This is a genomic window from Allobosea sp. P4_H5 (genome assembly GCF_056400825.1).
Genome location: NZ_JBFUKM010000002.1, coordinates 98,705 through 121,584, shown reverse-complemented (window position 1 = coordinate 121,584; position 22,880 = coordinate 98,705). Strand labels below are relative to the sequence as shown.

The window sequence follows — 22,880 nt, the reverse complement described above, 5'->3', positions numbered from 1 at the left end:
TCACGCCCCAAGCTCTCTTGCATTCCCCTCGTCGCGGGCATATACCCGCAACCCATGTCGGTTCCCTGCATCTGCACGACCTTGCGCTCGGCCTCGCGCCGGATGATCGCCTTCTATGACGAGACGATCGCTCCGGTCGGGGTCAACATCGCGCAGTTCAGCCTGATGCGCTCGATCGCCCGGGTGGAGCCGGTGACGCTGACCGCGCTCGGCCGCCGCGTCGAGCTCGACCGCTCGACCATCGGCCGCAATGTCCGCGTGCTCGAGAAGATGGGTCTCGTCGAACTCGGCCGTGGCGAGGACCAGCGCGAGGCCACGGTCACGCTGACCGAGGCCGGCCACAGGGTTCTGGAAGATGGCGCTCCCCTCTGGGACGGCGCCCAGAAGTCCCTTGACGACCGTCTCGGCGTCGAATTCATGCGACAGCTTCATGTCGCGCTCGTTTCACTCTGATTTTCTCATGGATATGCGGGTATATACCCGCAAAAGGGAGCCACTCATGCCGACCGACCTCGCAGAACCAGTTCAACCCGTCGGCCTCGCTGCCGCCTTCGCCCGCCGCGGCATCCATTATGGCTGGGCCGTCGCGGCGGTGACCTTTCTCACCATGCTGGTCACAGCCGGGGCCGTCGGCGCGCCGGGCGTGCTGATCCTGCCGCTGCAGAAGGAGTTCGGCTGGGCAACCTCCGAGATCTCCTCGGCGCTGGCAGTCCGGTTGCTGCTGTTCGGGCTGATGGCGCCCTTCGCCGCCGCCTTCATGAACCGCTTCGGCGTCCGCCCCGTCGCGCTGGTAGCGCTCAGCCTGATCGCCGTGAGCATCATCGGCTCCTTCTTCATGACGCAGCTCTGGCAGTTGGTCCTGCTCTGGGGCTTCGTACTCGGCTTCGGCACCGGGCTCACCGCCATGGTCCTCGGCGCCACCGTCGCGACACGCTGGTTCGTGCAGCGCCGCGGCCTCGTCGTCGGCCTGCTCACCGCCAGCACTGCGACCGGCCAGCTCGTCTTCCTGCCGCTGCTCGCTGCCCTGACAGAACAGGTCGGCTGGCGCGCCGCCATGACCTTCGTGCTCGGCATGATCGCGCTCGCTGCGATCGGCATCCTCGCTCTGATGCGCGACCGGCCGGTCGATGTCGGCCTTGCTCCCTATGGCGGAACGCAGATCGTGCCGGCGCCGGCGCAACCTGCGAGCCTCGGGGCAATGCTCGCCTCCCCGATCGTCGCGCTGCGCGACGCCGCCAAGACCAGCACCTTCTGGATCCTGTTCGGCACCTTCTTCGTCTGCGGCGCCAGCACCAACGGGCTGGTGCAGACCCATTTCGTCTCGCTCTGCGGAGATTACGGCATGGCGGCGGTGACGGCTGCAAGCGTGCTCGCCGTGATCGGCATCTTCGATTTCCTCGGCACGGTCGGCTCCGGCTGGCTCTCGGACCGGTATGACAGCCGCTGGCTGCTGTTCTGGTATTACGGCCTGCGCGGGCTCTCGCTGCTGTTCCTGCCCTTCACCGACTTCTCCTTCTACGGCCTCTCGATCTTCGCGATCTTCTACGGGCTCGACTGGGTCGCGACCGTGCCGCCGACGATCAAGCTCGCTGCCGACCGCTTCGGCGACAAGGCGACCCTCGTCTTCGGCTGGATCTTCACCGGCCACCAGCTCGGCGCTGCCTTCGCCGCCTATGGCGCCGGCTTCAGCCGCACCGTCTATGACAGCTATCTGCCGGCCTTCTTCATCGCCGGTGCGCTCTGCCTCTTCGCCGCCGGCTTCTGCATCATGATGCGGGGCGGCGAAGCCAAGCCGATCCCAGCCGCCGCCTGAACGGAGACCTCGCGATGACCTCCCTCCCCTATCGCAGCGCCCTGATCGTCGGAGCAGGCTCGGGCATCAGCGCGTCGGTTGCGCGCGCCTTGGCGTCGCAAGGCGTCAAGGTCGGCCTTGCCGCGCGCAACACCGAGAAGCTAGCCGCACTCGCGGCCGAAACAGGCTCTGCGACCTTTGCGGTTGACGCCTCCGATCCCGCCGCCGTCGCCGGCCTGTTCGAGGCGGCGGAGGCTGGGATCGGCGAGCCCGACATCGTCATCTACAATGCCAGCGGCCGTCTGCGCGGGCCGATCGCGGAGCTCGATCCCGCCGCGGTCGCGCAGGCGCTCGCCGTCACCGCCTATGGCGCCTTCCTGGTGACGCAGCAGGCGGCGAAACGCATGCTGCCGCATGGACGCGGCGCCATCCTGCTGACCGGCGCAACTGCCGGCATCAAGGGCTTTGCGCTGTCGGCACCCTTCGCAATGGGCAAGTTCGCCTTGCGCGGTCTAGCCCAGAGCGCCGCCCGCGAACTTGGGCCGAAGGGCATCCACGTCGCCCATTTCGTCATCGACGGCGCAGTGCGCAGCACCCGTCACCCGGACACCGATGACAACACGCTCGACCCGGACGCCATCGCCCAGAGCTATCTCGACGTGCTCAGGCAGCCGCGCAGCGCCTGGTCGCTCGAGGTCGAGCTTAGGCCCTGGGTCGAGAGCTTCTGAAGGCTGCTCAGGCCTTCTCGATCGGCGGCACCTTGAAGGTCTCGACCGTCGAGGCGCCGCCGGCGAGCAGCACCTCCCATTCGGCCTCGGCCTTCACCCGCGCCAGGCAGGGCGCAAGCTTGGCCTCGACCAAGCCGTGCGGCACGAAGACGAGCCCGTCATCGTCGCCGACGACGAGGTCATGCGGCTGGACCGCGACGCCGCCGAAGACGATCGGGCCGTTGACAATGCCGCGCTCCATCGAGGACGGGCCGCGCGGCATGATCCAGCGCGAGAAGAAGACGAAATCCGGCCATTGCGACACCGGCCCGACATCGCGCACGGCGCCATCGACGACGACGCCGGCAATGCCCTTGCGCCGGGCGGCACCGCCAAGCAGGTCGCCGATCATCGCCGCATCCTTGCGCCCACCGGCCGCGACCACGACGACATCGCCGCGCTCGGCGATGCTGATCGCATGATGCACCGGCCCGTAGTCGGCCGGCTCGCACCAGGCCGTGATCGCCTGGCCGACCAGGCGCTTGCCCGGCGTGAAGGGCCGGGTCGGCCGGATTGCGGGATCGGCATGGCCGCTGCCGCCGAGCTGATCGGCAATCACAGAGCTCGGCACCGCCTGCCAGGCGTCGATCAGGGCTTGCGGCAGGCGCGGATGGGCAGGCGTGGCGAGACGAGTCGGCATCGGCGTTTCCTCGGCTTGTTTTTTTCGGAATTAGGCCGCCCGGCCAGGCCGCTCGGCGAGCAGGCGGCGCACCGCCCGCTCCAGCCGGCGCACGCCCTCGACCAGCACCTCCGGCGGCGAGCGGGTGAAATTGACCCGCATCGCGCTCTTCAAGGCGCCTGAAGGGTCGAACACACTCGAGGGCACGAAGGCGACGTTCTCGGCCAGAGCGTGAGTATAGAGCGCATCGGTGTCGATCGCCCGATCCTTGGCCCGCATCCAGACGAACATGCCGCCCGGCGGCACCTCCCATTCGAACCAGTCGGATAGGTGCTCGGCCGCAGCCGCGCAGAGCGCGTCGCGGCGCTCGCGATAGGTCGCGACGATCTTCGGGATGTGCTGCACCTCGAAATCGCTCTCGATCATCTCCAGCGCGATCGCCTGCGTCAGCAGGCTGGAGGCGATGTCGGTCGACTGCTTGGCCAGCGCCAGCGTCGAAATCAGCGCGGCCTCGGCCACGACCCAGCCGACGCGCAGGCCCGGCGCCAGGCTCTTCGACAGCGTGCCCAGATAGATCACCGGCCCGGCATAGGCGCCGTTCGGATGGCGCTGCGCGTGATGGGCGAGAAGGCTCGGCCCCGCCGGTCCGTCGAACTGCAGCGGCAGGTAAGGGTCATCCTCGAGCAGCCAGGTCCCGGCCGCCTCGACCCTGTCGAGCAGGGCAGCGCGCTCATCCTGCGGCACCAGCACGCCGGTCGGGTTGGAATAGTTCGGCACGGCATAGACGAACTTGGCCTGGCGCAGCGCCGCATCCTGCCCGGGCGCTTGCAGGTTCCAGTCGAGCTTCTCATAGCGTGGCATGCGCGGCCGCCACGCGTCGAGCGCGCCGAGATAGGTCGGGAATTGCGAGAGGATGAGTTCGCCGGGATCGACCAGTGCCTTGCCGACAAGGTCGAGCCCCTGCATCGCGCCGGTGGTCAGCAACACGTTCTCCGGCCCGAAGCGGCGCCCGGTCGTGGCGCTGAAGCGCTCGGCGATCGCCGCTCGCAGTGCCGGCAGGCCCTCGATCGCCCCGTATTCGAGGATCTGCGTGCCCCAGCGCGTCAGCGCCCGCTCCTGCGCCGCGGCGATCGCCTCGACCGGGTAGATCTCGCTCGCTGGCAAGCCGCCGGCGAGGCTGACGACATCCGGCCGCCCGCCGATCGCCATGAACTGCTGGGTGATGCTGTTGCCGGTCGAGAGCCAGCTGGCGAAAGCCGGCCGCCGCGCATCCGATGTCACCATGACCCTTGCACCATCCTTTTTCGACCGAAGCGGCCGCTTGTGAAGGTTTAGCACTCTCGAAGCGAGTGAATCCGTGCAATGATCGAGCATATCTTCTAATTGGCGCGACTTATCGCCCAGGAAGAGGAGTTCTGGAGTGAAACTCGCTCATGATCGAATTGGACCGCATCGACCGGAAGATCCTGGCCACACTTCAGCAGAATGGCCGCATCTCGACCCTCGAACTGGCCGAGGCGGTCGGCCTTTCGCCGACGCCGTGTGCTCGCCGCATCAAGCGGCTGGAGGAGGCCGGCGTCATCGAGGGTTATGCGGCCAAGATCAGTCCGGCGGCGCTCGGCTTCGGCATCTGCGTCATGGTCAGCGTCAAGCTCGCCAAGCAGAGCCCGGACGCCGCTGAGCAGTTCATGACCGCAATCCGCGATCAGCCCGAGATCACCGAATGCCTGCTGGTCACCGGCAACGTCGACTATCTCCTGCGCGTCTGGGTCAAGGATATCGAGGCGCTGCGTACCTTCATCAGCGAGGCCCTGCAGGCGATCCCCTGCGTCGCCGAGACCTCGACCATGGTCATCCTGGACACGCAGACCTCGAACCGGCTGCTGAATGTCCCCGGCCCTGCCCAGGGCCGGAAGGCGCAGCCCGCCCGGTCCGCCCGCGAGGCGGACCGGGACTAGCGCTGCTCGCGCTTACTTCGCCGCGACCTTCGCCGGCGCCGCCTTGTGCACCCGGCCATTGCTCATCACGAACAGCACGCGCTGCAATTCGGTGATGTCCTTGACTGGGTCGGAGGCGACGGCGATCACGTCGGCCGCCTTGCCGGGTTCGAGCGTCCCGATCTGCTTCGACAGGTCGAGCAGGTCGGCGGCATCGACGGTTCCCATTCGGATCGCGATATCAGCCGGGATGCCGGCCTTGACCATCAGTGCGAATTCCTCGGCATTGTTGCCATGCTCGCTGACGCCGGTGTCGGTGCCGAAGGCGATCTTGACGCCGCCGCGATAGGCGCGCCCGAGCATGTCGAGCATCAGCGGGCCGACCTGGCGCGCCTTGTCGCGCACCGCCGGCGGCAGATAGCCCTCTTCATCCGCCATCCTCACCACGGTCGCGCCGGCGAGCACGGTCGGGACGAGATAGGCCCCGCTCTTCTTGAACAGCGCGATCGACTCGTCGTTGAGATAGGTGCCGTGCTCGACCGAGTCGACGCCGGCCCGCAGCGCCGCATTCACGCCGTCGGCGCCATGGGCATGCACCGCCACCTTGCGCCCCATGGCATGGGCGGCTTCGACGACGCCCTCGATCTCGTCATCGAACATCTGCTTGCCGGTGCCGGCCGCCGTATTGCTGAGCACGCCGCCGGTCGCGGTGATCTTGATCACGTCGGCGCCGCGCTTGATCTGGTTGCGCGCCGCATGGCGGCACTGCTCGCGGCCATTGCAGATGTTCTCGCCGAGCTCCGGGAAGACATCGGGCGCAAAGCCGTTGGTGTCGGAATGGCCGCCGGTCGCCGAGATCGACTGGCCCGCCGCGACGATCCGCGGCCCAGGCACCTGCCCCTTGCGGATCGCATCGCGCAAGGCGAGCGCCGGCGCCCCGCGCGAGCCAAGATCGCGCACCGTCGTGAAGCCGGCATCGAGCGTGCGCCTGGCATAGACCACGCCATCGAGCGCGACGTTCTCGCCAGTCTTCTTGACGCGCTGGAGTTCGGTGTCGCGCGCTCGCTCCGAGGTGATGTGGACATGGGAGTCGATCAGGCCCGGCAGCACATAGCGGTCGCTGAGATCGACGACTGTCACGGATTGCGCCGGCGCTCCGATGCTGTCGGCCGCGACGAAGCCGTCCTTCAGCTCCTGGATCAAGCTGTTCTTGATGATGAGGCTGGTTTTGCCGCGGGCCGGACTGCCGGGAACCGCAAGCACCGAGCCCGCATGAATGATCGTCCAGCGGTCTCCGGCCGGCGCTTGCGCCAGGGCGGCCGGCGCCAGGACCGCGGTGATCGCCGCGGCAAGCATGATCGCTTTCGACATCGGTTTCCTCCATGTCAGCGACGTCATCGCGATCAGCCGTCCTGCCTTTCCGGCAGGGCGTGTTGCGTCGGGTGCGTCGCTTGATCTTTGCGCAGGGACCTCCCTGCGGCTGGGCGCCAATCTGCGGAGGACAGCGGAAGACCGTCAATCGACACAGATGGCCGGTCACGCATGCCCTGGCCGCAACTCTGACGTGTTCCGACTCTGGCTCGGCGCAAGCCTCAGCCCAATGTCGTAGGCGACGCCGCGGCCCACTGGCGTTATCTTCGCTGCAGTGCAACAATCGAGATTGCACGAGCACATCAAGACGGCACGGCAGGGAGCGACCATGAACGCGATCGATCCGCTTCGGAATCAGGTCCAGCGCGACAAGGCTTTGCCGCGTGACAAGCCCTGGATTTTCCGGACCTATGCCGGCCATTCCGACGCGTCCGAATCGAACAAGCTCTACCGGACCAATCTCGCCAAGGGCCAGACCGGCCTCTCCGTCGCCTTCGATCTGCCGACCCAGACCGGCTACGATCCCGACCATGTGCTCTCGCGCGGCGAGGTCGGCAAGGTCGGCGTGCCCATCACTCATCTCGGCGACATGCGGGCGCTCTTCGACCAGATCCCGCTGGCGCAGATGAACACCTCGATGACGATCAATGCGACGGCGGCCTGGCTGCTCTCGCTCTACATCGCCACCGCCGACGAACAGGGCGCCGACCGCGCCGCCTTGCAGGGCACGACCCAGAACGACCTCGTCAAGGAATACCTGTCGCGCGGCACCTATGTCTTCCCGCCGCGCCCCTCGATGCGATTGACCACCGACATCGTCGTGTTCACGGCGCGCGAACTGCCGAAATGGAACCCGACGAACGTCTGTTCCTACCATCTGCAGGAGGCCGGTGCCTCGCCGGTGCAGGAGCTCTCCTTCGCATTGGCGACCGCGATCGCCCTGCTCGACTCGATCAGGGCCCGGCCTGAGGTCGCGCCCGAGGAGTTCGGCAGCGTCGTCGGCCGCATCTCCTTCTTCGTCAATGCCGGCATGCGCTTCGTCACCGAGCTCTGCAAGATGCGGGCTTTCGTCGATCTCTGGGACGAGATCACGCTGAAGCGCTTCAACGTGCTGGAGGAGCAGCACCGCCGCTTCCGCTATGGCGTCCAGGTCAATTCGCTCGGGCTGACCGAGCCGCAGGCCGAAAACAATGTCTATCGCATCCTGATCGAGATGCTGGCGGTGACCTTGTCGAAGAAAGCCCGCGCTCGCGCCGTGCAATTGCCGGCCTGGAACGAGGCGCTCGGCCTGCCCCGCCCCTTCGATCAGCAATGGTCGCTGCGCATGCAGCAGGTGCTGGCCTATGAGACCGATTTGCTCGAATTCGGTGACATCTTCGACGGCTCGAAGGAAATCGACGCCAAGGTCGAGGCACTGAAAGTGGCCGCGCTGGAAGAACTGGCGAAGATCGACGCGATGGGCGGCGCGCTTGCCGCGGTCGAGAGCGGCTACATGAAGATGGCGCTGGTCGAAAACGGCGCGCGCCGCATCGAGGCGATCGAGCGCGGCGAGCAGATCGTCGTCGGCGTCAACAAGTTCACCACCAGCGAGCCCTCACCGCTTTCCACCGGTGAAGGCAATGTCGTCACCGTGCCGGATTCGGTCGAGATCGAGGCGGTCGGTCGGCTGAAAGCCTGGCGCGCCGCGCGAGACGGCAAGGCGGCGGAGGCTGCGCTCGCCGAACTGGCCAGTGCCGCGAAGGAGGACCGCAATGTCATGCCGGCCTCGATCGCTTGCGCCAAGGCCGGCGTCACCACAGGCGAGTGGGCGCAGACCCTGCGCGAGATTTTCGGTGAGTACCGCGCCCCGACCGGCGTCGACACCACCAAGCTCGGCGACGACGCCGGGCTCGCGACCGTCAAGGCAGCCGTCGCCCTGGCAACCGAGAAACTCGGCAGGTCGCCGCGTTTCCTCGTCGGCAAGCCGGGGCTCGACGGCCATTCGAACGGCGCCGAGCAGATCGCGGTGCGCGCCCGCGACGCCGGCATGCAGGTCTCCTATGGCGGCATCCGCCAGACGCCCGAGGAGATTGTGACGCAGGCGCAGGAGACCGAGGCCGACATCATCGGACTTTCCATCCTCTCCGGCTCGCATCTGCCGCTGGTGCGCGATGTCACGGCTCGGCTGCGTGTTGCCGGCATGGATGTGCCTGTCGTGGTCGGTGGCATCATCCCACCCGATGACGAGAACGCGCTGAAGAACATGGGCGTGGCGCGCGTCTATACCCCGAAGGACTTTGCCCTCGACGGCATCATCGCCGACGTCGCGGGGCTCGCGGCGAAGAAGCGCTGAGAGCCGGCCGCCTTCCCCAGTTTCCGGCTCATGCGAAAAGCGCTCAGGGTTTCCCAAGCGCGTGCGGACGACTATCGTCTCCGTACTGCTCGGCCGCGCCCGGTTCCCGCGGCGCCGGCCTGTGCCTGAAGGCGGTCGTCGGCAGGGCCGCGAGGGACCCGCTTGAGGAGAGGAAGAAGCGCATGCCCGCATGGCTGCAGACCAATTTGACCGGGACCAACATTCGCGCCGCCTTCATCGGCGCCATGGGCCTTGCCCTGGCGGGGCCCGCCGCGGCCCAGACAATGGGCTTCGACCCCAACGATTTCGGCAAGGTCAGCATGCCGCGCCGGCAGAGCACCGGCGACGCCGCGACCCAGATCGAGAACAACAAGGGTGCCTTCGAGCCGATCGCGGAGCTCGATCAGCGCGATCCGCTCGCAAAGATGGCCAAGCCCATCGGGCGCCTCGACATCCTCTTGAAGGACAACAAGACCGGCAAGCAGTCCGGCGCCCATTGCACCGGCGAGTTGCTGCCGGGCGACTACGTCCTCACCAACCACCACTGCCTGCCGCAGAGCGGCGAGATGACGCCGGTGCGCGCCATCATCGTCATGGATTTCCTGACGCAGGACGGCAAAGGCGCGAAAGTCTTCGAGCTCGACCCCAAGCCGGTCGAGTTCAATGCCAATCTCGACTACGCCATCGCCAAGGCGAAGGGCAATCCAACCGCGACCTATGGCTCGGTCAAGCTCGCTGCGACGCCGTCCGGCGGCGCGCCCTCGCTGATGGTGATCCACCACCCCGCCGGGCGTCCGAAGGTGATGAGCCGCTTCCGCTGCATGGCGACGCGCCAGCAGGGCGACGCGGCCGAACTGCGCCATCGCTGCGACACGCTTGGCGGCTCGTCCGGCTCGCTGCTCTACAGCGCCAGCAATGCGGGCATCGCGCTGCACAAGCAGGGCGGCCTCGCTCCCAACGACCCGAACAGCTACAACACCGCCACCAGCATGACCGCGCTGCTCCAGGCCAGCCCGCTGCTGCGCAAGATGGCGGGCGCGGGCGGGCAGGCTCCTGCCGCGGATGGCGGTGCGGTCGCCTCGGGCGGCGGGCAGGACGACCAGCCGAGTTCGACCGAGCGCAGCGCGGTGCGCGGCTCCGACAATCTCGACACCGACGGGATGAACTCGCTGCTGAAGAACTGAGCGGAACCACTTCGTCTTTCCGGGGCGCCGCGAAGCGGCGAGCCCGGAACCCATAACCGATGTGGTTGCAATGATGGGTATGGCGGCAGTGACTTCGTCTACAACGAACTGAGGCTCTGGATTCCAGGCTCAGGCCTACGGCCTGCCCCGGAAAGACGGGTAAGTTCCCCGAAACCCACTGACGGCTCAGCCAACCTCGCCGTGGCTGCGCCCGTAGGGGTTGCGCGGCGGCGAGCGCCAGCCGGCGAGCGTGGCAGGATCGGCCTCGTAGATCTCGACCTTGAGCGGATGGCAGACGGCGATGTCGCTCGAATGGGTCTGGCCGCAATCGCCGCCCGGACAGGCCGAGATCGCACCGAGCAGGTCGATCTCGGCGAAGAGCTCGAGGAAGTCGCCGGGCCTGACCGGGCTCGCCTTCATGAAGTACTGCTGCGTGTCACGGGTGAAGCCGGTGCACATGAAGACGTTGAGCACGTCGTGGACGTGATGCTCGACCTCGCGCGCCGGCAGCCCCCTCGCCTTTCCCAGCGCGCGGGCGAGATTCGAATGGCAGCAATGATGGTAGTCACCGCCATCGCCGAGCAGCCGATGGGTATAGGGGTCGCAGCGCGTGCCGATCACGTCGTGCACGCCGGCGCCGTCCTGGTCGAAGCCGTACCAGCCGAGCGTGTCATGGGTGATCGTCGCCATCGGCCGAAGATGCGGCAGGTTACTCCAGAGCCGGTCACCCAGCCCGACATGGGTCGCGTGAAGGGCGCGCGTCTTGCCGCTGAAGAAGCGCTCGTCGAGATCCTCAGCGTTCCACAGATTGAGATCGCCGACCTGCGGCCCCTCGATGCTGACGACCCGGAAGAAATGGCCCTTCGGCACGCGGAAGCTGCCGGCCTCACGCGGCGGCACGATGATCTCGTCGCGCTTGGTCAAGGTCTGGCGGGCACGCGCCAGCATCGCCATGTCGGCACCGGGCAGGCTGCCATTGGGATAGACCACGACCGGCGGCTTGCGCCGACGCTCTTCCGCATCGGCGGGGGCGATCACCTGCGAATCCGTCGTCATGGCCTCTCCGCCAGTCTATGGAACCGTTGAATCCCTATCGGTGCATCCAACCCCGGTCCAGTTCCTTACGCCGTCATTCCGGGGCTTCGCGAAGCGAAGAGCCCGTAACCCAGAACCGATGCCGTCATTCAAGCAAGCTGACCGGCACCGGCGCCTTCATGACAACAGGAATCGGTTCTGGGTTCCGGGCTCGGCGCTGACGCGCCGCCCCGGAAAGACGGCCGGTCAGATGAGACAGCTAGGCCAGCCCGCTGCTCTTCAACGTCTGGTAGGCCTTGAGGATTTCCTGCAGCCGGCCTTCGCGCGAGCGGTCGCCGCCATTGGCATCGGGATGGAAGCGCTTCACCAGCTCCTTGTAGCGCGCCTTGATCGCGACGCGGTCGGCGCTCTCGTCGAGGTCTAGCGTCTCCAGCGCCTTCTTCGCCACCACACCGACCCTGGGCTCGGCCCGCTCCTGCTCGCGGCCGGCGCGGCCGCGGAACAGATTGAAGGCATCCTGCATCTCCAGCCCGCCGGCCTCGCGCCCGCGCTGCGCCATCCGCGCGGCGCTGGCATTGACGCCGAGCTTCCAGGTCGGCCGGTGGCCGATCTCCTCCTGCTTGGCGTAGGCCGCGAGCGCCTCGTCGTTCATGCCGGAAAAGTAGTTGTAGGTCGCGTTATAGGCCTTCACATGCTCGAGGCAGAACTGGAAGAACTTGCCTTCCTTGCCGCGCCCCATCGGCGCGCGGAACTCGCCCGCCTTCGTGCAACCCGGATGGTCGCATAGACGCGCATCGGCCTCGACCACCTCTTCCGCCTCGGAAGGGCCGATCCTGATCCGGTCGAAAAGGCGCGAGCTGAAGTTCATCGTCTCATGGTTATGCGGGTGGAACGCTGCGCCGACAAGCCGACCGCCACGCGGATCGCTCCGCGCCTGCAGCAAGCCGATCGCCTTGGCGGCAGCTTGACCCTGATTGCTTAAGGAACCCGGCTCAGCCGAAGCGGCCGGGACGCCCCCCTAGATAGTATTTCCACGCTTCAAACTCAACGGCCGCACGCCGCATCGCCCCCGGCTGCGAGCGCAAGCTTCGTCCCGCGAGGCACGCGATAGATCGGCGCCTCGCCGGAGGCCGGCGCGGTTTCCACCACCCCGACGCCGACATGAGAGCCCGGAGAATCCGGCTCCAATGAGGCGGCGATCACATTCGCTCCCGGCTGCGTCATCGGCACGAAGACGGCATTGGCCGGCACGTCCATCCGGCGCGGCCGAAGCTCGACCTTCACCGCCTGGTCCGGATTGATGTTCTCGCGGTCGAGTTTCTTCACCGGCCCCTTCTGCTCGACCATGAAGGCCTCGACCTCCAGCGTCGCCGGCGCACCAAACGCACAGCTGGCGATGCCCTTGAGCTTGAGCGCATCGAGCGCCGCCTGTCCGGCCGGCAGCACGAGATAGCCTTCCGGCCGCGCCCGGCGGCTGGTTACCGTGACCTTGCGCGAGTCGCGGAACTCCACCGGGGTCGGCATGTCCGCCCCGGTCGCCGGATCGACCAGCGGGATCGCGACCGTCTCGCTGGCGATGCGATGGGCAACGATCAATTCACCCTGATTGCGCGCCAGCTCCGCCCGCGCCGCCTTCACCGCCTCCAGCACGGCCTTGTCATTGGCCGCGACCGTATCGAGCACGGCGCGCGCGATCACGTAATGCGTGGCGATGCGGCGCTCCAGGTTCTCCAGCTGCAAGCCGACCCCGCGCGTCTCGATCAGGAAGGAGACCGCGCCGGAGAGCCCGAACAGATTGCGCGCGATTCCGGGCGCATTGCCGCCCATCGAAACCAGCTTGTCGTCCTTGCGGTAGCTGGTGGTGAAGTACCAGAACGAGCTCAGCCCCTTCTGCGCCATCGCCTTGTCCATGGCCGGCTTGATCAATTCGGCCGCGATCGTCGTCGTCGGCTGCGGCACGGCCGGGTTGGTGGCGTAGAGGATCATCGCATCGGCGGCATTGAGCCCGCCGAACTTCTCCAGCCAGCGATTGGCGACCGAGAACTCGTGCACGTCGACGATCACATCGGCCGGCAATTCAGCGAGCTTGGCATGCAGCGCCTTCGTCTCCGGCAGGGTCAGCAACAGATGGTCGCGGTTGAGGTCGAAACCGCTGGCGCCGGGCCGCTTGTCGGCCGCCGCGCCATCGGGATTGCTGCGCGGCACGATCACCACGACGAGCTTGTCGAGCACGGAGCCAAGATCGCCCAGCGCCAGGTCATGCGCCAGGGCCAGCATCGCCTCGGCGCCAGCCGGCTCGTTACCGTGCTGCTGGCCGACGAACCAGACGATCGGCCGCCCCAGCGCCTTCAGGGCGGCGGGGTCCTTCAGACCCTCCTTCGAGAAGACCAGATAGGGCAAGTCCCGGCCCTGCTGCGACTGGCCGAGCGAGCCGAGCACGACTCGTCCGGATGCTTTGGCGGCGAGATCGGCGAGAAAGGTTTCAAGCTCGGCCTGCGTCGTCAGGCCGGGTGTTGCGCGTGTCAGCGCCGGGGTCGCGAGCGGGATCGGCACCGGCTTGTAGCGCGCCAGCACCGCCTCGCTCTGCTTGTAATCGGCGACGCGCCCCTCGTCCTGCGCCAGCGCGGGGCCTGCAGCGACGCAAAACGCCAGGGTGAGTATGCGCCATATCGTCATCATCGCCGCCTCCGACAGAAAGACGCGTTCCCGCCCTGCCCATCAGGGACTATGAGACTGCCTCGGAACCCGAGCAAGCAACCGCAGAGAAACCCGCATGCCGACCATGGCCGACCGGATCGCCGGCAAGCTCACCGCGCAACTCACGCCCGAGCATCTCAAGGTGATCGACGAATCCCACCAGCATCATGGCCATACCGGCTGGCGCGAGGGCGGCGAGACGCATTTCCGCGTCGAGATCGTCTCGCCCGCCTTCGCCGGCAAGAGCCGGCTCGAACGCCATCGCCTGATCAACGCCGCGCTCTCCGAGGAACTCGCCGGTGGCGTGCACGCATTGGCGATCGCGGCGCGGGCACCGGGCGAAGCCTGAGCCTCAGGCAGCCTTGCGTTCCGGCGCGGCCAGATAGATCGCCGTTGAGACCAGCAGCAGCGCCGCAAAGCCCCAATGCATGTTGGCGAAGGCCAATGCCGCGTCGCGCCCGCTGGCCCGCTGGCCCGCCACGAACCAGCCGGAACCCCACTGGATCAAGCCGGCTCCGGCGATGAACAGGAAGTTGACGAAGGTCATGCCGCGCCCGACCAGATGCTCGGGGAAGAACTGGCGCGCATGCGCCATCAGGATGGCGTAGGTGAAGCCTGTCCCACCGATGATGGCGAAAAGCAGGATGGCTCCAGCCAGTGACTGCGCACCGGCCAGGGCCAGGAGCGCGAAACAGACTCCTGTGGCTACGGTGCCCCAGGCGACCAGCGCCTTGCTGCGACCCGCGCGCTTCTGCAGCGCGCCATAGACGAAGGCGCCGACGACCATCATCGTCGCCATGCCGAGCGCCGCATGGCCGGCGGCGATGCCGTCGAGCCCGTGGACCTGCGTCATATAGGGCGCGATCCACAGCCCCCGCGCCGTCGCGATGATCGCGTAGCCGACGAGGGTAATCGGTGCGAGCAGCCAGAGCGGCCCGATCGCAATGATGCTCTTCAGCCCCTGCAGCAGCCCTTCATGCTTGCCCGAAGCGTCGGTGACTTCAGGTGGATCGCGCACCAGCACTGCTGCGAGCACGGTCGCGAGCAGGAAGGCCACGGCAAAGGCGAGCATGGTCGGGCGCCAGCCATAGGCCTGCGCCGCCAGCGCCAAAGGCGCAGCACCGGCGAGATTGCCGAGTGAGCCGAGACCGATGAAGATCGAGGTCAAAAGGCCGAAGCGCGCAGGCGCCTCCGTCCGCGCGAACAGGTAGAGCGACGACATGAAGATCGGCGAGCAGCCGATCCCGACCAGCGCCATCGCGGCTGTGGCGGTGTTGGCATTGCCGGCCTGCGCGAACAGGACGGCGCCGACGCTGCCGATCGTCATGGTCACCGCCACCGTCCGGCGCGGCCCGAGCCGATCGAGCGCCCAGCCGACCGGAAACTGCGCCAGTGCGAAGGCGATGAACCAGGAGGCTCCGAGCAAGCCGAACTCGGCCGGCCCGATACCGAGATCGCCCATCACCGGCGCGGCAATCACGCTCAGGAAGGAGCGGTAGAAGATCGACAGCACATAGGCCGGCAGCAGCGCGAAGAAGATGATCACGCCGCCCCTCCGGCCAATTTCAAAATGACCGCCGACGTGAGTTCGCCGGCAGTCCCTCGCCTCACTTCACCCGCTCGAGCACCGAGACGTAGTTCGCCACCGCAGCGCCGCCCATGTTGAAGATGCCGCCGAGGCGGGCATCCTTCACCTGCATGCCCTCCGGCGCCTCGCCGACGAGTTGCATGGCCGAGAGCACATGCATGGAGACGCCTGTCGCGCCGATCGGATGGCCCTTGGCCTTGAGACCGCCGGAGACGTTGACCGGCAGCTTGCCGTCCTTCTGGGTCCAGCCTTCCTTGATGGCGCGGGCGCCCTCGCCCTCCTTGGTCAGGCCCATCGCCTCGTATTCGAGCAGCTCGGCGATGGTGAAGCAGTCATGCGTCTCGACGAAGGAGAGGTCCTCGATCGCGACACCGGCCTGCGCCAGCGCCTGCTGCCAGGCGAGCGCGCCCGCCTCGAACTTCAGGATGTCGCGGCGCGACAGAGGCAGGAAGTCCTGGACATGGGCCATGCCGCGGAAGCCGACGGCGCGGCGCAGGGTCCTGGCGGTCTCTTCATCGGCGAGCACCAGCGCAGCGGCGCCGTCCGAGACCAGCGAGCAGTCGGTCCGCTTCAGCGGGCCGGCGACGTAAGGGTTCTTCTCGCTTTCCTCGCGGCAGAAGGCGTAGCCGAGATCCTTGCGCATCTGGGCGTAGGGGTTGTCGACGCCGTTCTTGTGGTTCTTCGCCGCGATCATGGCGAGCGCGTCCGACTGGTCGCCATGGCGCTGGAAATAGGACGAGGCGATCTTGCCGAAGACACCGGCAAAACCGCCCTGCACGTCGCTCTCCTGCGCGAGATAGGAGGCCTTCAGCAGGTTCTTGCCGATCTCCGGCCCGGGCGTCGTGGTCATCTGCTCGACGCCGACGACCAGCACGACCTTGGCCGCCCCGGCCTTGATGGCGCGCACGCCCTGATGCACCGCGGCCGAGCCGGTGGCGCAGGCATTCTCGACACGCGTCGCCGGCTTGAAGCGCAGCGCCGGGTCGGCCTGCAGCACGAGCGAGGCTGTGAAGTCTTGGGCCGAGAAGCCCGCGTTGAAATGGCCGAGCACGATCTCGTCGACCTGGTCGGCGGTGATGCCGGCATCGACCAGCGCGTCGGTGGCGACGCGAACAATCAGACTCTCGACCGTCTCGGTATCCTGCTTACCGAAAGGCGTGTGGGCCCAGCCGACGATTGCAGCGCTCATAGCCATCTCCTGGTTGATGTGCAGATACACTATATCTGCCTCCGCGCACTCGTGGCCACAAGCCGGCAAGCGCGCATTCCTCCTGTGCGAGGAAAGGCCAACGGAAACCGGAGCAAGTCAAGCCGGTCCATTGCGTAGCGAATCGGGAGCCGCCTCTGCGGACAGGACATGGCGGAGTATGGCGGGAATCGGCCCGTCGATCGATCGGCCCGGCGTCAGCGCAACTTCTTCTCGACGGCGGACAGGGCTTTGTCCTTGCGGCAGACCGATAGCGGCCGTCCCTTGGACGAGACGATCTCGAGGATGTTTTTCTCCTCGGCATCAACCTTCACCATCAGACAAGCGCAGCCATAGCCATAGCTGTAACCGCCGCTTCTGCGCCATTCGCCTGGCTTGTAGACTGGCGGCCAGTCGCCTTTCGCCTGATGATCGCCCTGGATCGCGACCGTCCATCGGCCATCCTTGTCATGAAGCCAGGCATTGCCCGGGCTCGGATTGTCGAACCAGCCGCAGCGCTGTTCGTTGCCAGGCTGCTGCGCCGCCGCAATGCCCGTCCCGAGACCGAGGGTCAGAGCAGCCACAGCGGCTGCCACGAACCATTGGCGGCTCATTGGAAGAATCTCGACGAGCCGGAGAACCGCTCGCCCGGCAGCGGCATGCCGGCGAGGCTGGAATCGATCGGCGGCGGGAATTTGCCCGGCCGCTGCGGCCCGGCAGCCAGCAGGATCGCCTCGAAAATTTCGGCGATCTCGGCGATCTCCTTGGCTCTGTTCGAGCCATTTACCATGGCACGCGCACCGACATAGTTGCGCGACTTGCCGCTGAAATAGGTCGAGAATGTGCGGCCATTGGCGAAGCCGAAACCTGTGCACATACCGTGCGACATGAGCGCGTAAGCCGTGGCGGGAACCTTGACCGACTCAGGGTCGAGCAACAGATCGAGGCCTTTGCCGAGGGCAATCCCGGCCTTGATATAGTTCGACCACCAGGTCAGCTGAACATAGCCGCGACCGTAGTAAGCGTGCTCCTCGCCAGTGTCGTCGTTATAGACTTTGGCTGCGGCCCCGCCATCGGGCGATCCCATTGTGGCGCCCTTGGTCAGCTTGGAAATCTTGCCGGTCGTCGTGACCTTGAACTGGTCGCCATCCTGCTCGGTGATACGAACGCTGCCATCCGCGAGCTTCGCGACCTTGACCGGCTCGTGATAGTCCTTCTTCTTGCCGTGGCCGACCTCATCGATCGGCGCCATCACCATCAACCATGTTTGGCGCTTCAGCAGCACCGGCTTCCCCGCCTTGTCGAGCAGCGGCTTGCCCTTCTTGTTCTTGGCGGGCACGAGTTGGTCGAGACGGTCCGTCGTCTCGATCAGGACGGTGGCCAGCATGTAGGCGGCCCAGCGAACATCGGTGATGTTGGTGTCCCGGCTGATCAGGCGCAGCAAGACGAGCGCGTTGGGAATCGTATTGGCGATCTGCGGCCTTTTGCCGAAGCGCTCCCTGAATTCCTGCTCAAAGATGCGTTCGTCGTAGGTTCCGACATAGTGATAGTTCGTCGCCATCATCCATCTCCGCAGGCCCGTCGTCCGGAAGCGGTAGGGAGCGACTGCGACGAATCCGTGTCTCGGTTTTTAAATCGCCAGCAGAAGTAGAGCACCGACACCGGCGACGATCATCGCCATGCCAAGGAGTTCGCGCCAGCTCGTGCCTTCAGAGAAGATCCGGCGCGAGGCGATCTGCGCCAGCGGCACCTCGACCAGCGCCAGCGTGCGCACATTGGCCGCGGTCGTCAGCGAGAAGCCGAGGAACCAGCATTGTGACGCGGCTGCGCCAAGGAAGCCGGCGGTGAGCGAGCGACGCCAGTTGCGCAGGCTGAGGATCAACGCCGGGCGGTTGGCAACGAGCATGTAGAGCGTCAGGAGCAAGGTCTGCAGCGCCAGGCCGAGAGCGAGGATCGTGGTCGCCCGCATCAGGAAATGCCCCTCCGGCAGCGCCTGGATCGCACCGCGGAAGCCGATCGCCGAGAGCGCGAAGGCCGCGCCGGCACCGATCCCGAGCGCCGCCGGGCGCATCCCCGCCGCGCTGAGCTTGTCGCCCGGCTTCCACGACATCAGCACGACGCCGGCGGTGGCGACGACGATCGCCGCGAATTTCGGCCAGCCCAGCGCGTCGCCGAGCAGCGCCGCCCCGAACAGCGCGACCTGCACCGGCTCGGTCTTGGTGTAGGCGGTCGTCACCGCGAAGGAACGCTCGCGCATCGCCGCCAGCATCAGCGCGGTGGCGAGGATCTGCGTCAGCGCACCGAAGACGGCAAAGCCGAAGGCGCGCGAGTCAGGCACCGGCGGCAGGGTGCCGCTGGCGAGGCAGACCAGGACGAGGAATAGCAGCGCGAAGGGCAGGCCGAACAGGAAACGGACCTGCGTCGCCCCGACGACGCCGATCACTTCGGTCAACGAGCGTTGGGTCAGGTTGCGCGCAGTCTGGAGCAGCGAGGCGGCAAGCGTCACCGGTATCCACAGAAGGCTGAGACTCACGCGCTGGCATCCCGAAGAAAAAGCACCGCGGATGCTTTGGACCGCCACGCCCCGCTAGGCAAATCACCCGATGAGGGGTAGGTATGCGTCATCAGCGAGGCAGGATTGTCGCCCGCCGTCTCGAAAATGCCTCAAGCGTCGCGTTGAAGCCCTCGACTCCCGCCAAGACAGGTTCAAGACCTCTGCCGATGATCTCATTTCGCCTCGCTGCCGGCGCCACGTTCGCCTCGCTCCTCGCTGTCGCCGCTCCGGCTGAAGCCGGCACGAGCGTGGTGGTCGACGCCTCGAGCGGCGCCGTCCTGTCGAGCGAGAACCCGACCCAGGCCTGGCATCCGGCCTCCACTACCAAGATGATGACGCTCTATCTCGCGCTCAAGGCCGTGCGCGCGGGCAAGCTCGGGCTTGAGACCGCGATCCCCGCCTCGAAGCGGGCGGCGAGCCAGCCGCGGGTCAAGGTCTACATCAAGGCCGGGCAGGAGATCACGCTCGACAACGCCATGCGCATCATGATGGTGAAGTCGGCCAACGACATCGCCTATGTCATCGCTGAAGGCGTCGGCGGCGATGTCGAGACCTTCGTCTCGATGATGAACGCCGAAGCCCGGCGGCTCGGCATGGCCGACACCCATTTCGTCAACCCGAATGGCTGGCACCACCCCGACCAGCAGACCAGCGCCCGCGACCTCGCGGTGCTCGCCATGGCGCTGATGAGCGAGTTCGGCGAGTACTCCGATTACTGGAACACCGGCGCGGTCCAGCTCGGCAAGCAGGTGCTCAACAACACCAACGGGCTGGTCGGCCGCTATTACGGCATCAGCGGCATGAAGACCGGCTTCGTCTGCGCCTCCGGCTTCAACGTCGTCACCACCGCCACGCGCAATGGCCGCACGTTGATCGCCGTCGTCATGGGCGCCAGCTCCGGCGCGGAGCGCACCGTCAGGGCTGCGCAATTGCTCGATGAAGGCTTTGGCAAATGGGGCGGCTTCGGCGGCAGCATCGCCAGCATGCCGGCCGGCAATGGCGGGCGCGCCTACAGCATCTGCGACAGCGTCCGCCGCGGTGGCCACGCGCTCGGCGACGACGCCGAGACATCGGGGCCGATCAGCTTCATCTCGACCAACAGCGGCGTCGGCGGCAATGCCGAGGGAACCTCCGACCGCTTTGCCGTCGCCACATCGCAGGGCGGCTCCTCCGGCTCGGTGCTGACCCGCGCCCCCTCCGGCCGCATCACGCTCGGCCCGCGCGCCAAGTTCGAGCCGATCCAGGTTTCCTTCGGCCGCACGCCCGGCTCGGCGTCCGCGCCGCTCGCCGCCAATGCCGTCGCCAGGCCCGACACCCAGGTCGCGCGCGAGACGATCCAGCCGGGCGCGCCCGTCGCCGCCGGCCTCGTCGCCGGCAACCGCACCTTCTCGCGCAACGGCGCGATCCCGCCCACCTCCTCCGCCTTCGCGCCGGTCGCGCCGACGCCGGAAGAACGGCCTGCTGCAGCCGCGCTCGGCTCCGGTCCCTTGCGTCTGCAGGGCGCGATCCAGCCCGGCGCCGCGACGCCCGCCAGCCTGCGCCCGGGCGCAGCCGCCGGCATCAAGGCCGCGAACAAGCCGGCCGGCAAGCCGCTGCTGACCAGGTCGAAGCAGGAGAAGGCGGAACCGGCCAAGGCCAAGCCGAGCCAGGCGCAGGCCAAGCCGCTGGTGAAGCCGCCGGCCCGCCCGGGGGCGAAGCCCGCCGCCAAGCCTGACGCCAGCAAGCCCGACGCCTGATCCGGCAGCGTGACGTGCAGGAGCGCGGCGCGTCCTCGGCCCAGCATGGCCTTGCCCTGGCGCTCGGCTCCGCCGCGGCCTTCGGCACCAACATCGTCAGCGCCCAGCTCGCCGGCCATGCCGGTCTGAGCGGGCCGCTCATCGTCTTCTACCGCGTCTTCCTGATGCTGGCGCTCGTCGTCGGCGCAGCGCTGATCTGGCGCGCCAGCCTCGTCGTGCCGCGCCGACATTGGTCAGCGCTCGCTTTGTTCGGCCTGAGCACGGCGCTCACCGCCTGCGCCTATCTTTCCTCGGTCGCCTTCCTGCCGATCACGGTGGCGGCCGTGGTGTTTTATACCTTTCCCATCCTGATCGTGCTCGCCGAGCCGTTCCTCACCCCGGCCCGCTTCAGCCTCGACCGGGTCGTGATCGCACTTGTCGCCTTTCTCGGCGTCGCCATGGTGGTCGGGCCGGACTGGCACGGGCTCGACCCGCGTGGGCTCGCGCTCGCACTCGCCGCGAGCGTGCTGGCCGCAGTGCAGTTCTTCTCGGCGGCGCGTTGCGCCGACACCGGGATCGTGCCGAAGCTGTTCTGGTCGCATCTCGTCATCCTGCCGGTGACGCTGGCGATCCTCGCCCTCACCGGCCTGTTCCAGCCGCCTTCAGCCCTGCTGCTCGCACCAGTCGCGGTTGCGATCACCATCGGCGGCTACCTGATCGGCTTCCTGCTCCAGGTGATGGCGCTCGCCCGCGTCGCGCCCGGCCCGACCGCACTCGCATTCTGCGCCGAGCCGGTCTTCGCCGTGGCGATCGCCGCTGTCTTCCTCGGCGAGCGCGTCGGCGCGCTGCAATATGCCGGCGGTGCTCTTGTCGTCGCCGCGATCATCGCCAATGTAATATTGGAACAAAAGCGAGCCCGCCGATTGCCGGCGGTGGCCGCGCCCGGAACCTGATGCCCGATGTCCGAGCAGCCCTCACGCCCCGCGCCGATCCCGCTGACGCTGCTGACCGGCTTCCTCGGCGCCGGCAAGACCACCCTGCTCAACCGCCTGCTCAAAGACCCGGCGCTGGCCGACACGGTCGTGCTGGTCAACGAGTTCGGCGAGATCGGCCTCGACCACCTCTTCGTCGAGGGCATCGAGGACGGCATGATCCTGCTCGCCTCGGGCTGCTTGTGCTGCACCATTCGCGACGACCTGATCGTCACGCTCGAGGACCTGCTGCGCCGGCTCGACAATGGCCGCGTCGCACCGTTCAGGCGCCTGGTGATCGAGACCACCGGCCTCGCCGACCCCGCGCCGGTCCTCAACGTGCTGATCAACCATCCCTATCTCGCCATGCGCTTCAAGCTCGACGGCGTCGTCACGCTGGTCGACGCGGTCAACGGCATGGCGACGCTCGACGCTCACCCCGAGGCGCTCCGGCAAGCGGTCGCCGCCGACCGGCTGGTGCTGACCAAGGCCGACATCGCGACAGACGGCGCAGCGGTCGCGGCACTACGCAAGCGGCTCGGCGAGCTCAATCCGGGCATCGCCATCCTGCCTCCCGACGCCCCTGCCGAAGCGATCATCGGCGCTGGCCTCTACGACATCGCCGAACGCCCGGACGACTTGCGGCGCTGGCTCGCGGCGGAAGCCGTAGGTGGCCACGATCACCACCACGATCATGGCGACGCCCACGGGCACCACCATCACGACGGCCACGGCCATCATCACCACGACGTCAACCGCCACGACGCCAGCATCCGGGCCTTCACCCTGACAGCGGAGACGCCGATCCGCGAGGCGACCTTCGACCTGTTCTGGACCCTGCTGCGCTCGACCCATGGCGCAAAGCTGCTGCGGCTGAAGGGGCTGGTTGCGCTCGCCGAGCACCCCGAAGGGCCGCTCCTCGTCCATGCCGTCCAGCAGATCCTGCATCCGCCGGTGCTGCTGCCGACCTGGCCCGATGCCGACCGGCGCTCCCGCCTCGTCCTGATCGTCAAGGATCTGGAGGAAGAGACGGTCGCCCGGCTCTGGTCGGCCTTCCTCGGCCGTCCCAGCCCCGCCCAATCCGAGCCTCACCACCACCATCACGCCTGAGGCGCTACGGCATCGGGCCTCT

The 22,880-nt window shown here is 67.3% G+C and carries 21 protein-coding genes; 10 read left to right on the top strand and 11 right to left on the bottom strand.

Features of this window, described 5'->3' with window-relative positions; genetic code table 11:
- Positions 1–54 precede the first annotated feature (54 nt).
- From AC1DS0_RS04575 to AC1DS0_RS04565, 3 genes are read left to right on the top strand one after another with little or no spacing between them, the layout of a single operon-like run.
- Positions 55–453 carry a MarR family winged helix-turn-helix transcriptional regulator gene (locus AC1DS0_RS04575; protein ID WP_476813200.1) on the top strand — a complete coding sequence of 133 codons (399 nt, stop codon included), beginning with the start codon at positions 55–57 and terminating at the stop codon, positions 451–453.
- A 46-nt stretch (positions 454–499) separates the two neighbouring features.
- Positions 500–1,813 carry an MFS transporter gene (locus AC1DS0_RS04570; RefSeq protein WP_476813199.1) on the top strand — a complete coding sequence of 438 codons (1,314 nt, stop codon included), beginning with the start codon at positions 500–502 and terminating at the stop codon, positions 1,811–1,813.
- 14 nt (positions 1,814–1,827) lie between these two features.
- Positions 1,828–2,520, top strand: a complete 693-nt coding sequence (locus AC1DS0_RS04565) for an SDR family NAD(P)-dependent oxidoreductase (RefSeq protein WP_476813198.1) — start codon at positions 1,828–1,830, stop codon at positions 2,518–2,520.
- 7 nt (positions 2,521–2,527) lie between these two features.
- On the opposite strand, the gene AC1DS0_RS04560 is transcribed toward AC1DS0_RS04565, so the two are convergent.
- Together AC1DS0_RS04560 and AC1DS0_RS04555 are read right to left on the bottom strand one after the other, a co-directional pair.
- Entirely contained in the window at positions 2,528–3,199 is a 672-nt protein-coding gene (locus AC1DS0_RS04560; RefSeq protein WP_476813197.1) for an RraA family protein, read from the bottom strand.
- A 30-nt stretch (positions 3,200–3,229) separates the two neighbouring features.
- Positions 3,230–4,462 (bottom strand): aminotransferase-like domain-containing protein, encoded by a 1,233-nt coding sequence (locus tag AC1DS0_RS04555; RefSeq protein WP_476813196.1) that lies wholly within the window; start codon positions 4,460–4,462, stop codon positions 3,230–3,232.
- A 149-nt stretch (positions 4,463–4,611) separates the two neighbouring features.
- On the opposite strand from AC1DS0_RS04555, the gene AC1DS0_RS04550 reads away from it, so the two are divergent.
- Complete coding sequence (locus AC1DS0_RS04550) at positions 4,612–5,136, top strand: Lrp/AsnC family transcriptional regulator (RefSeq protein WP_476813195.1); 525 nt, start codon at positions 4,612–4,614, stop codon at positions 5,134–5,136.
- A gap of 12 nt (positions 5,137–5,148) precedes the next feature.
- Here AC1DS0_RS04550 and AC1DS0_RS04545 read toward each other — a convergent pair whose 3' ends face one another.
- Complete coding sequence (locus AC1DS0_RS04545; RefSeq protein ID WP_476813194.1) at positions 5,149–6,486, bottom strand: metal-dependent hydrolase family protein; 1,338 nt, start codon at positions 6,484–6,486, stop codon at positions 5,149–5,151.
- Between the two features lie 328 nt (positions 6,487–6,814).
- On the opposite strand from AC1DS0_RS04545, the gene AC1DS0_RS04540 reads away from it, so the two are divergent.
- Positions 6,815–8,818: a protein meaA gene (locus AC1DS0_RS04540; protein ID WP_476813193.1), complete on the top strand. Its 2,004-nt coding sequence runs from the start codon at positions 6,815–6,817 to the stop codon at positions 8,816–8,818.
- Between the two features lie 182 nt (positions 8,819–9,000).
- Complete coding sequence (locus AC1DS0_RS04535; RefSeq protein WP_476813192.1) at positions 9,001–10,002, top strand: trypsin-like serine peptidase; 1,002 nt, start codon at positions 9,001–9,003, stop codon at positions 10,000–10,002.
- Between the two features lie 186 nt (positions 10,003–10,188).
- Here AC1DS0_RS04535 and AC1DS0_RS04530 read toward each other — a convergent pair whose 3' ends face one another.
- The 3 genes from AC1DS0_RS04530 to AC1DS0_RS04520 form a co-directional block, all read right to left on the bottom strand.
- Positions 10,189–11,058 (bottom strand): urea carboxylase-associated family protein, encoded by an 870-nt coding sequence (locus tag AC1DS0_RS04530; protein ID WP_476813191.1) that lies wholly within the window; start codon positions 11,056–11,058, stop codon positions 10,189–10,191.
- A 238-nt stretch (positions 11,059–11,296) separates the two neighbouring features.
- Complete coding sequence (locus tag AC1DS0_RS04525) at positions 11,297–11,980, bottom strand: J domain-containing protein (protein WP_476813190.1); 684 nt, start codon at positions 11,978–11,980, stop codon at positions 11,297–11,299.
- Between the two features lie 101 nt (positions 11,981–12,081).
- Positions 12,082–13,716, bottom strand: coding sequence for a M14 family metallopeptidase (locus AC1DS0_RS04520; protein WP_476813189.1), 1,635 nt, complete (start codon positions 13,714–13,716; stop codon positions 12,082–12,084).
- 103 nt (positions 13,717–13,819) lie between these two features.
- On the opposite strand from AC1DS0_RS04520, the gene AC1DS0_RS04515 reads away from it, so the two are divergent.
- Positions 13,820–14,083: a BolA family protein gene (locus AC1DS0_RS04515; protein WP_476813546.1), complete on the top strand. Its 264-nt coding sequence runs from the start codon at positions 13,820–13,822 to the stop codon at positions 14,081–14,083.
- Positions 14,084–14,086: 3 nt separating this feature from the next.
- Here AC1DS0_RS04515 and AC1DS0_RS04510 read toward each other — a convergent pair whose 3' ends face one another.
- The 5 genes from AC1DS0_RS04510 to AC1DS0_RS04490 all read right to left on the bottom strand — a co-directional run bounded on the left by AC1DS0_RS04510 (position 14,087) and on the right by AC1DS0_RS04490 (position 19,041).
- Entirely contained in the window at positions 14,087–15,280 is a 1,194-nt protein-coding gene (locus tag AC1DS0_RS04510; RefSeq protein ID WP_476813188.1) for an MFS transporter, read from the bottom strand.
- Between the two features lie 61 nt (positions 15,281–15,341).
- Complete coding sequence (locus AC1DS0_RS04505) at positions 15,342–16,511, bottom strand: acetyl-CoA acetyltransferase (protein WP_476813187.1); 1,170 nt, start codon at positions 16,509–16,511, stop codon at positions 15,342–15,344.
- A gap of 215 nt (positions 16,512–16,726) precedes the next feature.
- Positions 16,727–17,122, bottom strand: a complete 396-nt coding sequence (locus tag AC1DS0_RS04500) for a DUF4087 domain-containing protein (protein ID WP_476813186.1) — start codon at positions 17,120–17,122, stop codon at positions 16,727–16,729.
- Positions 17,119–18,069, bottom strand: a complete 951-nt coding sequence (locus AC1DS0_RS04495; RefSeq protein ID WP_476813185.1) for a hypothetical protein — start codon at positions 18,067–18,069, stop codon at positions 17,119–17,121. Before AC1DS0_RS04495 ends, AC1DS0_RS04500 begins: the two co-directional genes overlap by 4 nt.
- A gap of 69 nt (positions 18,070–18,138) precedes the next feature.
- Positions 18,139–19,041, bottom strand: coding sequence for an EamA family transporter (locus AC1DS0_RS04490; RefSeq protein WP_476813184.1), 903 nt, complete (start codon positions 19,039–19,041; stop codon positions 18,139–18,141).
- Positions 19,042–19,229: 188 nt separating this feature from the next.
- Between AC1DS0_RS04490 and AC1DS0_RS04485 the strand changes: the two genes are divergently transcribed.
- Genes AC1DS0_RS04485 through AC1DS0_RS04475 form a run of 3 tightly spaced genes read left to right on the top strand, consistent with a single transcriptional unit; the run spans position 19,230 to position 22,858 of the window.
- Complete coding sequence (locus AC1DS0_RS04485; protein WP_476813183.1) at positions 19,230–20,798, top strand: D-alanyl-D-alanine carboxypeptidase family protein; 1,569 nt, start codon at positions 19,230–19,232, stop codon at positions 20,796–20,798.
- A gap of 14 nt (positions 20,799–20,812) precedes the next feature.
- Positions 20,813–21,730: a DMT family transporter gene (locus tag AC1DS0_RS04480; RefSeq protein ID WP_476813182.1), complete on the top strand. Its 918-nt coding sequence runs from the start codon at positions 20,813–20,815 to the stop codon at positions 21,728–21,730.
- 6 nt (positions 21,731–21,736) lie between these two features.
- Positions 21,737–22,858 (top strand): CobW family GTP-binding protein, encoded by a 1,122-nt coding sequence (locus AC1DS0_RS04475; RefSeq protein ID WP_476813181.1) that lies wholly within the window; start codon positions 21,737–21,739, stop codon positions 22,856–22,858.
- Positions 22,859–22,880 lie beyond the last annotated feature (22 nt).

Excerpts from the sequence above, each read along its gene's own strand:
- AC1DS0_RS04540 (WP_476813193.1), top strand. The coding sequence starts at position 6,815 with ATGAACGCGATCGATCCGCTTCGGAATCAGGTCCAGCGCGACAAGGCT.
- AC1DS0_RS04555 (WP_476813196.1), bottom strand. The coding sequence starts at position 4,462 with ATGGTGACATCGGATGCGCGGCGGCCGGCTTTCGCCAGCTGGCTCTCG.
- AC1DS0_RS04500 (WP_476813186.1), bottom strand. The coding sequence starts at position 17,122 with ATGAGCCGCCAATGGTTCGTGGCAGCCGCTGTGGCTGCTCTGACCCTC.
- AC1DS0_RS04545 (WP_476813194.1), bottom strand. The coding sequence starts at position 6,486 with ATGTCGAAAGCGATCATGCTTGCCGCGGCGATCACCGCGGTCCTGGCG.
- AC1DS0_RS04475 (WP_476813181.1), top strand. The coding sequence starts at position 21,737 with ATGTCCGAGCAGCCCTCACGCCCCGCGCCGATCCCGCTGACGCTGCTG.
- AC1DS0_RS04550 (WP_476813195.1), top strand. The coding sequence starts at position 4,612 with ATGATCGAATTGGACCGCATCGACCGGAAGATCCTGGCCACACTTCAG.
- AC1DS0_RS04505 (WP_476813187.1), bottom strand. The coding sequence starts at position 16,511 with ATGAGCGCTGCAATCGTCGGCTGGGCCCACACGCCTTTCGGTAAGCAG.
- AC1DS0_RS04495 (WP_476813185.1), bottom strand. The coding sequence starts at position 18,069 with ATGGCGACGAACTATCACTATGTCGGAACCTACGACGAACGCATCTTT.
- AC1DS0_RS04520 (WP_476813189.1), bottom strand. The coding sequence starts at position 13,716 with ATGATGACGATATGGCGCATACTCACCCTGGCGTTTTGCGTCGCTGCA.
- AC1DS0_RS04530 (WP_476813191.1), bottom strand. The coding sequence starts at position 11,058 with ATGACGACGGATTCGCAGGTGATCGCCCCCGCCGATGCGGAAGAGCGT.
- AC1DS0_RS04570 (WP_476813199.1), top strand. The coding sequence starts at position 500 with ATGCCGACCGACCTCGCAGAACCAGTTCAACCCGTCGGCCTCGCTGCC.
- AC1DS0_RS04535 (WP_476813192.1), top strand. The coding sequence starts at position 9,001 with ATGCCCGCATGGCTGCAGACCAATTTGACCGGGACCAACATTCGCGCC.
- AC1DS0_RS04575 (WP_476813200.1), top strand. The coding sequence starts at position 55 with ATGTCGGTTCCCTGCATCTGCACGACCTTGCGCTCGGCCTCGCGCCGG.
- AC1DS0_RS04560 (WP_476813197.1), bottom strand. The coding sequence starts at position 3,199 with ATGCCGACTCGTCTCGCCACGCCTGCCCATCCGCGCCTGCCGCAAGCC.
- AC1DS0_RS04515 (WP_476813546.1), top strand. The coding sequence starts at position 13,820 with ATGGCCGACCGGATCGCCGGCAAGCTCACCGCGCAACTCACGCCCGAG.
- AC1DS0_RS04485 (WP_476813183.1), top strand. The coding sequence starts at position 19,230 with ATGATCTCATTTCGCCTCGCTGCCGGCGCCACGTTCGCCTCGCTCCTC.
- AC1DS0_RS04565 (WP_476813198.1), top strand. The coding sequence starts at position 1,828 with ATGACCTCCCTCCCCTATCGCAGCGCCCTGATCGTCGGAGCAGGCTCG.